The organism is Streptomyces sp. NPDC000151 (assembly GCF_040301705.1).
Lineage (GTDB): Bacteria > Actinomycetota > Actinomycetes > Streptomycetales > Streptomycetaceae > Streptomyces.
Window position 1 is genome coordinate 36,837 of the sequence record NZ_JBEPFC010000042.1, and the last position, 11,141, is coordinate 47,977.

9 protein-coding genes and 2 rRNA genes are annotated in these 11,141 nt (G+C 67.3%); all 11 read right to left on the minus strand.

All coding sequences use genetic code 11. The annotated features are described in order from the left end of the window. Nucleotides 1-129: 129 nt before the first annotated feature. Nucleotides 130-732, minus strand: coding sequence for a MerR family transcriptional regulator (locus tag ABT381_RS14985; protein ID WP_467753883.1), 603 nt, complete (start codon nt 730-732; stop codon nt 130-132). A 219-nt stretch (nt 733-951) separates the two neighbouring features. After that, complete coding sequence (locus tag ABT381_RS14990) at nt 952-1,425, minus strand: bifunctional nuclease family protein (RefSeq protein ID WP_030263902.1); 474 nt, start codon at nt 1,423-1,425, stop codon at nt 952-954. A gap of 74 nt (nt 1,426-1,499) precedes the next feature. Next, a complete protein-coding gene (gene ftsR / locus ABT381_RS14995; protein WP_351593192.1) occupies nt 1,500-2,249 on the minus strand; it encodes a transcriptional regulator FtsR in 750 nt (249 codons plus the stop codon). A gap of 17 nt (nt 2,250-2,266) precedes the next feature. Further along, entirely contained in the window at nt 2,267-3,136 is an 870-nt protein-coding gene (locus ABT381_RS15000) for a double zinc ribbon and FHA domain-containing protein (protein WP_467753886.1), read from the minus strand. A 106-nt stretch (nt 3,137-3,242) separates the two neighbouring features. Continuing rightward, a complete protein-coding gene (locus tag ABT381_RS15005; RefSeq protein ID WP_351593196.1) occupies nt 3,243-4,169 on the minus strand; it encodes a DUF881 domain-containing protein in 927 nt (308 codons plus the stop codon). 617 nt (nt 4,170-4,786) lie between these two features. Continuing rightward, nucleotides 4,787-5,119, minus strand: coding sequence for a small basic family protein (locus ABT381_RS15010; RefSeq protein ID WP_003984969.1), 333 nt, complete (start codon nt 5,117-5,119; stop codon nt 4,787-4,789). Next, the gene (locus ABT381_RS15015; protein WP_351593198.1) at nt 5,116-6,033 is read right to left on the minus strand and encodes a DUF881 domain-containing protein; all 918 of its coding nucleotides are present in this window, start codon (nt 6,031-6,033) and stop codon (nt 5,116-5,118) included. Before ABT381_RS15015 ends, ABT381_RS15010 begins: the two co-directional genes overlap by 4 nt. 85 nt (nt 6,034-6,118) lie before the next feature. Next, nucleotides 6,119-8,614: a sugar phosphate nucleotidyltransferase gene (locus ABT381_RS15020; protein WP_351593200.1), complete on the minus strand. Its 2,496-nt coding sequence runs from the start codon at nt 8,612-8,614 to the stop codon at nt 6,119-6,121. Nucleotides 8,615-8,727: 113 nt separating this feature from the next. Continuing rightward, entirely contained in the window at nt 8,728-9,336 is a 609-nt protein-coding gene (gene clsA, locus ABT381_RS15025; protein ID WP_223732209.1) for a cardiolipin synthase ClsA, read from the minus strand. A 217-nt stretch (nt 9,337-9,553) separates the two neighbouring features. Continuing rightward, nucleotides 9,554-9,670, minus strand: a 5S ribosomal RNA gene (rrf, locus tag ABT381_RS15030). A gap of 76 nt (nt 9,671-9,746) precedes the next feature. After that, nucleotides 9,747-11,141 (minus strand): 23S ribosomal RNA (locus ABT381_RS15035); the annotation flags it as partial.

The following is an 11,141-nucleotide window of genomic DNA, read 5'->3' on the forward strand; positions in this document are numbered from 1 at the left end:
GGAGCCCCGCACCGGCTTCCGCGCGAGCTGTAGGACTGCTCATGACTGCTCTCGCGCCCCGCGTCGTACCGTGCGCCTGCACCGGCTCCGTACCGTGCGTCCGCCCCCGCGCCGTACCGCCAGGGCGCTCTAGACCGCGCGGTTCCTCCGCCGGGCCAGCTCGTCGTGGGGATTGTGGCCGATGAGGGTCTCCCCGGTGTCCACGCGCTCTCCGTGCAGCTGGGACAGTCCGGCCTCCACGTCCCGCCAGACCACGCCGACGGCGATGCCGAAGACGCCCTGGCCACCCTGGAGCAGATCGACGACCTCGTCGGGCGAGGTGCATTCGTACACCGTCGCGCCGTCGCTCATCAGCGTCATCTGCGCCAGATCGGACAGGTCGCGGGAGGCGAGGTGCTGCACGGCCGTGCGGATGTTCTGCAGCGAGACGCCGGTGTCCAGCAGCCGCTTGACGATCTTCAGGACGACGACGTCCCGGAAGCTGTAGAGCCGCTGGGTGCCCGAGCCGTAGGCCGGCCGCACGCTGGGCTCGACCAGTCCCGTACGCGCCCAGTAGTCCAGCTGCCGGTAAGTGATCCCCGCGGCGGCACATGCCGTCGGCCCTCGGTACCCGACCGTGTCGCTGCCCGGGCCGGCCGGCTTCCCGGCGGCCTGTGCCGGGGCACGATTCGCCGCGCCACTGTGAAGCGGCAATGCCCCTCCCGCCGCCGTACCGTCGCCGGTGATTGCCACGCCGACCTCCGTCCTTCACGTCCCGGACGGGACCTGCCTTATCGACGGTATGCAGTCACTCGGGGTGCGTCAACGATCGCCGCGCTCGCCACGCCGAGTGATAATCACCCTACGAGTGGTTTCACGTGACTTTATGCGGGGAATGTCTGGTGGGTTGTGCGCCGGGTGTGCGGCCGTGCGCCCCGCTCGCTCTCTGACGGCGCAGCGCCCCCTGCGGCCTTACTGGCTGTTGGTGCCGAAGTCCTCGGGCGAGATCTGGTCGAGGAACTCGCGGAACTTCTCCACCTCGTCCTCCTGCTCGTCCGGGATCGCGATGCCGGCATCGTCCAGCACCCCGTCGGTCCCGTAGATCGGCGTACCCGTGCGCAGCGCCAGCGCTATGGCGTCGGACGGGCGGGCGCTGACCTCCACGCCGCTGGCGAAAACCAGCTCGGCGTAGAAGACGCCTTCCCGCAGGTCCGTGATGCGCACCTGGGACAGCTCCTGACCCACCGCCTCCAGCACGTCCTTGAACAGGTCGTGCGTCAGCGGCCGGGCAGGGGCCATGCCCTGCTGGGCGAAGGCGATGGCGGTCGCCTCGCCCGGCCCGATCCAAATGGGCAGGTAGCGGTCGCCCCCCACCTCGCGCAGCAGCACGATCGGTTGGTTGGAAGGCATTTCCACCCGGACACCCACGACGTCGAGCTCGTTCACACAGCAACCCTAGGACGTGCCCGGCCGGTTTGGGTAGTCGGGCACCCCCTCGGCGGGGGTGACCGCACCCAAGGTCACGGCAGCCGGACGTGGAGGGCGGCCTGGACCAAGGCCGCATGAAGTCGTACGGAGAGCGTGGCCAGCTCCCTGGCCGTGGCCTCCGCATGGGCCCTGGTCTGCGGGTTGCGGTGCCGCTTCAGCGGCGCCACGACCTGCTCGATCAGGCCCGCCTCGCGCTCCGCCGCGGCCTTCACCGCCCGCAGATGACGCGCTTCCAGGCCGAAGCGGCCGAGCTCGGCGACGAGCTTGGCGACCGCGACGGCTTCGATGCCGTACCCGCCGTCGGACGCCGGGGCGAGCAGACCGTACGCCTCCCAGTCCGCGAGCTCGGACTCGTCCACCTCAGTGGCGGCCAGCAGCTCGTCGCGGCCGATCCGGGCGGCCGTCGGATGCTCACCGGACGGCTCCTGTACACCGTCCAGGAACTCCCTGGGCGCCGAGGCGGGCGCCGGGAGCTGCACGTCTTCACCCCGCGCCACGGCGTCCAGGTGCTCACGGATGACCTTCAGCGGCAGGTAGTGGTCGCGCTGCATCCGCAGCACGCCCGCCAGCCGCTCGACGTCCTCCGTGCTGAACTTGCGGTACCCGGACGGCGTACGCTGCGGCTCGACCAGGCCCTCCGACTCCAGGAATCGGATCTTGGAGATCGTGACCTCGGGGAATTCGTCGCGCAGCAGATTGAGCACCGTACCGATGCTCACCAGCTCGCCGCCCGCGGCGGCGGTGCCGGAGGAACCGACACCGCCGGACGGTGTGTGGTGCATGTGCCTTCCCTGGCCGGTCAGATGCCGACGCCCCGCTGGCTCGCGTAGAAGACCAGGCGGAACTTGCCGATCTGCACCTCGTCGCCGTTCGCCAGCGGAACGGAGTCGATCCGCTCGCGGTTGACGTAGGTGCCGTTCAAGCTGCCGACGTCGGCGACGGTGAAGCCGCCGTCCTGGCCGCGGCGGAACTCCACATGGCTGCGGGAGACCGTCACGTCGTCCAGAAAAATGTCACTCTGCGGATGGCGGCCCGCCGTGGTCAGGTCACCGTCCAGCAGGAAACGGCTGCCGGAATTGGGACCCCGGCGCACGACGAGGAGCGCGGAGCCGAGCGGCAGCGCGTCCACGGCGGCCTGGGCCTCGGGGGACAGCGAAGGCATCGGGGTCTGCCCCGTCGCCTCCGCGTCATACGCCTCGATACCCGAAATGGAGATGGTCGAGGTCGTCTCGGAGGGACGCTCGGCCTGCCCACCGGCGCGCAGCGGCGCGCCGCAGTTGGAGCAGAACCGGCTCGCCTCGGCATTGCGGTGCCCGCACCTCGTACAAACCGGCAAGGCGGACCCTCCACCCGTAGCGGCTGATGGTTCCTGGAAACCTATGGGGCCGGACGCGGCAGGGTCAACAGAACCGGGCTGCTGACCACCGGAAGTACCACCGGCCGGGCCGGCCACCTCGTCACGGAAGAGCGGACGCTCCTCATTGGCCGCCGGCTCACCTGACTGCCGTGGCGCGGCGTGCCGCGCAGAGGCGTTGCCGCCGTCCTTGCGGTCACTCTTGCCGAACAGCTTCGCAAAAAAACTCACGGGCGATTCCCCTTGAACGAAACAGACCCGCCCGTGGGGCAGGACGAACCCTCGATGCACACACCGGCCGATCCGGACATCCATTCAACGTCCGAGGCCTTCACACAGTTTCCACCACGCACCACTTGTGCGGTGCGCCGACCCCCGGCTACCTCATGCCCCGTCGCACGCCTCGCCATACGTTCCCGCCTCACTGCGACGACGACCGCGCGTAGTCGGGCCGTTCCGCCTTGCGCAAGGCGTTCACGACGATCTTGTCCTGACGGGTCACAGACACCGTGGCCTGCTCCTTCTCCAATGTCTGAACCACTCCGCCGGGGATGTTCAGGGCCGGCTCCAGATCCTCGGGCTTACCGATGACCTTGAAACGGAACGGCTGCACGACCCGCTTCCCGTCGATCTCCACGCCGCCCCGCACGTCCGAGACGTAGGTGTTCGCCACGACACGGACGTCGTTGACCTGAATGGCCTCCGCGCCGGCCGCGCGCAGCTCCTGGATCGTGTCCAGGAGCTTGTCGGCCTCGACGGAGTGCGACGGGTCGTCGATCGTGAGCGAGATGCCGGGCCCCTCGGCCGCCACCGTACCGGCCAGCACCCCGAGCTGCTGTTCTTTTTCCACCGTCTGCTTACGGGCCTCCTCGGCCTGGTCCGAGCTGTTCTCCAGCTCGGTCTTCTGACCTTCCAACCGCCGCTGCTCGTCCTCCAGGCGCTGCGAGCGGTCGTCGAGCTCGTCAAGGATGCGCACCAGGTCCTCCTGGCGCGCTCCGCGCAGCGCACTGCTGTCACTGGTGGAACGTACCTGAATAGCGAGCCCCAGCCCGAGAATGAACAGCAGTACCGCGGCAATCAATTGAGCCCGGTTCAGCCGCGGCGGCCACAGACCGGCTTTCAGCCGCTCCCGGCCGGTGAGCTGGGGCGCGCCTCCGGGATCCGGCCGCGCCGCGGACGGCTGACCGGACGCGGGAGCCGGCCCGGGCCCTACGGGGCCGCGCTGCTCCGCCCCCGAGGGCGCCGCGGCCGCGGGACGGCCGCCCTGAGGTGCTGCCGACGCACCACCGGGACGGCCCTGCTGCGGCCCCTGCGGAGGCCCGCCGGGGCCCTGCCGCTCGGGCGGCATGGGCAGCCGCCCACCGGGCCCTTGCGGACGCCCCCGTACGGGACCGCGCGCACCATGGGGGCCGGCCTGCCCGCCGCCCTGAGGGCGAGCCTGCGGCCCTCCTTGCGGGCGGCCCTGTACCGGGCGCGGCGGACGGCCCTGAGGGTCGGCCTGCCCCTGTACGGGGCGCGGCGGGCGCCCTTGGGCGGGGCCCTGGAGGGGGCCTTGCAGACGGCCGGGGCCGGGACGCTGCGGACGGCCTTCGCCGGGCCCCTCCTTCGGGGCCTGCGCGGCCGCCGCCTGATGGGCGTCCACCTCGTCCGACCTGCGCGTCACGGGCTTCTCGGGCGTCCCGGTACGCTCCCCCTCTTCGGGCTTACCGGACGTCTCGGGCGCCTTGGGCGTTTCGCGGCGCTCCGGGGCATCATCACCCTCCGGAGTACCGCGGTCTTCTGACGGCTCGCCATTTCCGAGTGTCACGGGACGTTTCTGCGCCGTACCGCCCTCAGCAGGCGTGGCCTCGTCGCGCCCGGCCGTCCGGCCGCTCTCGGGCGACTCGGCGCGCTCCTGCGCGTCCTCGCTCCCCGGCGTCTCGTCGCGCTCGTCATGCTCGTCATGCTCGTCGGATGCCATCGGTCTCACGCCCTGAACACGTGCCGGCGAATCGCGGCGGCGTTGGAGAAGATGCGGATGCCGAGCACCACGACCACACCGGTGGAGAGTTGGGCGCCGACACCCAGCTTGTCCCCGAGGAAGACGATGAGTGCGGCGACGACCACATTGGACAGGAAGGAGACGACAAAGACCTTGTCGTCGAAAATGCCGTCCAGCATCGCCCTCAGACCGCCGAACACGGCGTCCAGCGCCGCGACGACAGCGATCGGCAGGTAGGGCTCGACCACCGTCGGCACCACGGGGCGGACGACAAGTCCGACCACGACTCCCACGATGAGGCCCAGTACGGCGATCACGATGTGCCCTTCCCTGTGTCGGTGCCGCCCGGCTGCGCGGCACCGGTCTTCGGCTGTGCGGTACGTACGATCAAGCTCGGCGCGGGCGGCAGCGTGAGGTCGCCCTCGGTGGAAATCCTGGTGCGGACGCCGTAGTTCTGCTGCAGCACATGCAGGTACTGGCCGTCGGCGCTGTCCTGGAACGTGGTGCTCAGCCGCTGCCCGTCCCCCACCGCCAGCACCGTATACGGAGGCGCCAGCGGTTTGTTGTCGACCAGTATGGCGTCTCCCGCCGCCCTGATCGCCGAGAGGGACGTGAGGCGCTGCCCGTTGACGGAGATGGCCTCGGCGCCGGACGCCCACAGGCCGTTGACCACCCGCTGCATGTCCCGGTCGCGCACCCGCCCGGTGTCGGAGAAGCCGGTGCTCTCGCGGGGCCCGCCACTGCCGGTCTCCGCTTCCTTGGCGTCGTCCACGACCAGTTTCACGCCCGGCCCGGTGACCTGCGTGGAGCCGGACAGCAGCGCCAGTAGGTCGGCCCGTTCGCCGCCGCTCTTCTTGAGCGCCCTGCGCTGCATGTCGTCGACGTCCTCACGGAGCGAGTCGACGCGCTGCTGCAGCTGGTCGGCCTTGTCGGTGCCCTGGTCGATCCGGGCGATGAGCTCCTCGCGCTCCTTCGCCATGGTCGGTGCTGATATCCGCGCCTGGGCGGCGCCCACCGTGACGACCACAGCGGCCAGGACCAGCCCTGCCGCCAGGCCCAACTTGGCCCGCAGCGTACGGGGCAGGCCCCCCGCCGTCGCCGCCTTACGGGCCGCCGCCTCGGCGTACCCGTCATCGAGGCTGTGCTCCATGACATTGGTCAGCAGCGACATGGAGGCATCGGGGCGCGGAGCGTGTCCGGGGCTGCTCCGTTCGGGGTGCTGCTGCGACATGCCGCACATCGTCGCACGTCGGCGGCGCAGTCACCCAATGGCCCCACCGGCGCGCCGAATCGGGACACGCCGGTGGGGACTCGGGTCAGCGGCCCGCGCTGTCCACGACGGACGCCCACTCGTCGAGCAGCTGCTGCGCGGAGGCGTCGTCCGGGCCCTCCGCCCACAGGTGCGTCACCGCTTCGGCCGGGTCGGGCAGCACCAGCACCCACCGCCCGTCGGCCTCGACGACCCGCACGCCGTCCGTGGTGTCCACGGAGCGGTCGCCGGCCGCCTCCACCACATGCCGCATCACGAGACCCTTGACGGCCCAGGGGGTCGCCAGGTCGCGCTTGAGGACGTGGGCACGCGGGATGCGCGCGTCGATCTGGCTCAGCGTGAGCTGCGTACGGGCCACCAGGCCGATCAGCCGGACGAACGCGGCCGAGCCGTCGAAGACACTCGCGAACTCCGGGATGATGAAGCCACCTCGGCCGTCACCGCCGAAGATCGTGTCGTCCGCCCTGCCGACCCGGGTCAGGTCGTCGGGCGAAGTGGTCGTCCACTCCACCTGCGTACCGTGGTACGCCGCCACCTGCTCGGCGATACGGGTGGTGGTCACGGGCAGCGCCACCCGCCCGCTGCGCCGCTCGGCGGCCACCAGGTCCAGCATGACCAGCAGGGCGCGGTCGTCCTCGATGATCCGCCCCCGCTCGTCAACGAGGGACAGCCGCTCACCCACGGGGTCGAAGCGCACCCCGAAGGCCGCGCGCGCCGACGCGACGATCTCGCCCAGCCGTACGAGGCCCGACCGCCGCGCGTCCTCGGTCTCCGTGGGCCGCGACTCGTCGAGACCGGGGTTGATCGTCAGAGAGTCCACCCCGAGGCGGCCGAGCAGGCTGGGGAGCACCAGACCGGCGCTGCCGTTCGAGGCGTCCACGACGACCTTGAGGCCGGCCTCCGCGATCCCGGTCGTGTCCACGGACCGCAGCAGCGATCCGGTGTACGAGTCGAAGACGCTGGACGGGAAGTGCAGGTCACCAATCTCGCCGGGGAAGGCGCGACGGTACTCCTGGCGGGCGTACACCCGGTCCAGCTTGCGCTGACCGCCCTGCGAGAGATCCGCGCCCCGCTCGTCGAAGAACATGATGTCCACGGAGTCCGGCACGCCCGGCGTCGTACGCACCATGATTCCGCCGGCACTGCCCCTCGCGGTCTGCTGACGGGCCACCGGAAGCGGCACGTTCTCGAGGTCGCGTACATCGATGGCGCTCGCCTGCAGCGCGGAGATCACCGCACGCTTCAGCGCCCGGGCACCCCGTGAATGGTCCCGCGCCGTGGTGACCGAGGAACCCTTCTTCAAGGTCGTCGCGTATGCGCCCGCGAGCCGCACCGCCAGCTCGGGCGTGATTTCCACGTTCAGAATTCCGGAAACGCCGCGGGCGCCGAAAAGGTGCGCCTGGCCGCGGGACTCCCAGATCACCGACGTGTTGACGAACGCGCCCGCCTCGATCGTCTTGAACGGATAGACGCGGACGTTGCCCTGGACGATCGATTCCTCACCGATGAGGCACTCGTCGCCGATGACGGCGCCGTCCTCGATCCGGGCCGCCCGCATCACATCGGTGTTCTTTCCGATGACGCAGCCCCGGAGGTTGCACTGCTCCCCGATGTACACGTTGTCGTGCACCACGGCCTTGTGCAGGAACGCGCCGCTCTTCACCACGACATTCGAGCCGACGACGGTGTGCTCGCGCAGCTCTACGCCCGGCTCTACCTTCGCGTAGTCGCCGATGTAGAGCGGGCCGCGCAATACGGCGTCGGGGTGAACCTCGGCGCCCTCGGCCACCCACACACCCGGGGACATCTCGAAGCCGTCGATATCCACATCGACTTTTCCCTCGAGGACGTCGGCCTGGGCCTTCACATAACTCTCGTGTGTACCGACATCCTCCCAGTAGCCCTCGGCGACATAGCCGTAGATCGGCTTGCCCTCCTTCATGAGCTGCGGGAACACATCACCGGACCAGTCCACCGGAACGTCCGGCTCGACGTAGTCGAAGACCTCCGGCTCCATGACGTAGATGCCCGTGTTCACGGTGTCGGAGAAAACCTGGCCCCAGGTCGGCTTTTCCAGGAACCGCTCGACCTGACCGTCCTCGTCGACAATCGTGATACCAAACTCCAGCGGATTCGGCACCCGTGTCAGACAGACGGTGACGAGGGCGCCCTTCTCCTTGTGGAAACGGATCAGGTCGGTCAGGTCGAAGTCGGTGAGCGCATCGCCCGAGATCACCAGGAAGGCATCGTCCTTGAGCGCCTCCTCGGCGTTCTTGACGCTGCCGGCGGTGCCGAGCGGCTTTTCCTCATTGGCGTACGTGAGCTCCATGCCGAGCTCTTCGCCGTCGCCGAAATAGTTTTTTACCAGCGAGGCCAGGAATTGCACCGTCACTACGGTCTCGCTGAGGCCATGCCGTTTCAACAGCCGCAGCACGTGCTCCATGATCGGCCTGTTCACCACCGGAAGCAGCGGCTTGGGCATGCTCGAAGTCATGGGCCGAAGGCGCGTGCCTTCGCCGCCCGCCATCACAACGGCCTTCATGTCGGAAGCGTCCTCCTCGAAGAGACGACGATCTAGCCGACTTCACCCGCCCAGATGGCCCACTTCTCTCGCGTTGGGCACCCGGCCATCGCACGGCTGCCGGTTCGGCGAGCTCAGTCGGCCGCGGCGTCCGCCTTGATGATGCGACGGACCTGAACCACGTAGAGGATTCCTGCCCACCAGTAGAGCGTTGTACCCCATCCGGCGAACGCCCATCCGAAAATAGCAGCGAGTGTATGCAGCCAGCCACTTCCGTCACTGAGAAGCAGCAACGGGAACGCGTACATCAAGTTGAACGTGGCCGCCTTGCCCAGGAAGTTCACCTGAGGCGGTCCGTACCGGTACCGGCTGAGCCAGCCCACCGCGATCAGCAGCATCAGCTCTCGGGCCAGCAGCGCAATCGTGATCCACAGCGGCAGGATCTCCCGCCAGGTCAGACCGACCAGCGTGGACAGTATGTACAGCCGGTCGGCCGCCGGGTCGAGAATGCGCCCCAGGCTGCTGATCTGATTCCAGCGGCGCGCGAGCTTGCCGTCCAGATAGTCACTGACGCCGCTCAGAGCCAGCACCAGCAGCGCCCAACCATCAGCCTTGGGACCGCCGAATTCCGGCCACAGAATCAGCCACAGGAACACGGGTACGCCGACCAGGCGCGCCATGCTCAGAATGTTGGGGATGGTGAGGACGCGATCAGTCTGGATCCGCGTCTCCTGAACCTCCACCCGTGGGCCTCCTGTGGGGAACGTAGCGACGATGCCCCATGACTTTACCTGCCCGGTTCGTCCCCTTGTACCGCGGGCCCCGTATCGGCCGCGGTCAGGCCGGCGAGGAGGCCCCACCATGTCCGGAAACAAACGCCGGCCGACAGCCAGGCACACCCGAAAACAAAAAAGCTCCGGTCCCTGAACCAGAAGGTTCAGGGACCGGAGCTGAAAAATTGTTCGGCGGCGTCCTACTCTCCCACAGGGTCCCCCCTGCAGTACCATCGGCGCTGAAAGGCTTAGCTTCCGGGTTCGAAATGTAACCGGGCGTTTCCCTAACGCAATGACCACCGAAACACTATGAAGATAACAACTCCAGCCGGAAAGGCGAGTTCGTTACTTCAGAACAAACACAGTGGACGCGAGCAACTGAGGACAAGCCCTCGGCCTATTAGTACCAGTCAACTCCACCCGTTACCGGGCTTCCATATCTGGCCTATCAACCCAGTCGTCTACTGGGAGCCTTACCCTCTCAAGGAGGTGGGAGTACTCATCTCGAAGCAGGCTTCCCGCTTAGATGCTTTCAGCGGTTATCCCTCCCGAACGTAGCCAACCAGCCATGCCCTTGGCAGGACAACTGGCACACCAGAGGTTCGTCCGTCCCGGTCCTCTCGTACTAGGGACAGCCCTTCTCAATACTCCTACGCGCACAGCGGATAGGGACCGAACTGTCTCACGACGTTCTAAACCCAGCTCGCGTACCGCTTTAATGGGCGAACAGCCCAACCCTTGGGACCGACTCCAGCCCCAGGATGCGACGAGCCGACATCGAGGTGCCAAACCATCCCGTCGATATGGACTCTTGGGGAAGATCAGCCTGTTATCCCCGGGGTACCTTTTATCCGTTGAGCGACGGCGCTTCCACAAGCCACCGCCGGATCACTAGTCCCGACTTTCGTCCCTGCTCGACCCGTCAGTCTCACAGTCAAGCTCCCTTGTGCACTTACACTCAACACCTGATTGCCAACCAGGCTGAGGGAACCTTTGGGCGCCTCCGTTACCCTTTGGGAGGCAACCGCCCCAGTTAAACTACCCACCAGACACTGTCCCTGATCCGGATCACGGACCCAGGTTAGACATCCAGCACGACCAGAGTGGTATTTCAACAATGACTCCCCGACCACTGGCGTGATCGGTTCACAGTCTCCCACCTATCCTACACAAGCCGAACCGAACACCAATATCAAGCTATAGTAAAGGTCCCGGGGTCTTTCCGTCCTGCTGCGCGAAACGAGCATCTTTACTCGTAGTGCAATTTCACCGGGCCTATGGTTGAGACAGTCGAGAAGTCGTTACGCCATTCGTGCAGGTCGGAACTTACCCGACAAGGAATTTCGCTACCTTAGGATGGTTATAGTTACCACCGCCGTTTACTGGCGCTTAAGTTCTCAGCTTCGCCGACCCGAAGGTCGACTAACCGGTCCCCTTAACGTTCCAGCACCGGGCAGGCGTCAGTCCGTATACATCGCCTTACGGCTTCGCACGGACCTGTGTTTTTAGTAAACAGTCGCTTCTCGCTGGTCTCTGCGGCCACCACCAGCTCAGAGGGAAAACCTCATCACCAGCAATGGCCCCCCTTCTCCCGAAGTTACGGGGGCATTTTGCCGAGTTCCTTAACCATAGTTCACCCGAACGCCTCGGTATTCTCTACCTGACCACCTGAGTCGGTTTAGGGTACGGGCCGCCATGAAACTCGCTAGAGGCTTTTCTCGACAGCATAGGATCATCCACTTCACCACAATCGGCTCGGCATCAGGTCTCACCCT

What these genes read in the sequence shown, in the direction of transcription:
- ABT381_RS15020 (WP_351593200.1), bottom strand. Translation starts at nt 8,614, where the DNA reads ATGAAGGCCGTTGTGATGGCGGGCGGCGAAGGCACGCGCCTTCGGCCC.
- ftsR (WP_351593192.1), bottom strand. Translation starts at nt 2,249, where the DNA reads ATGCACCACACACCGTCCGGCGGTGTCGGTTCCTCCGGCACCGCCGCC.
- ABT381_RS15005 (WP_351593196.1), bottom strand. Translation starts at nt 4,169, where the DNA reads ATGCCGCCCGAGCGGCAGGGCCCCGGCGGGCCTCCGCAGGGGCCGCAG.
- ABT381_RS15015 (WP_351593198.1), bottom strand. Translation starts at nt 6,033, where the DNA reads ATGTCGCAGCAGCACCCCGAACGGAGCAGCCCCGGACACGCTCCGCGC.
- ABT381_RS15000 (WP_467753886.1), bottom strand. Translation starts at nt 3,136, where the DNA reads ATGGATGTCCGGATCGGCCGGTGTGTGCATCGAGGGTTCGTCCTGCCC.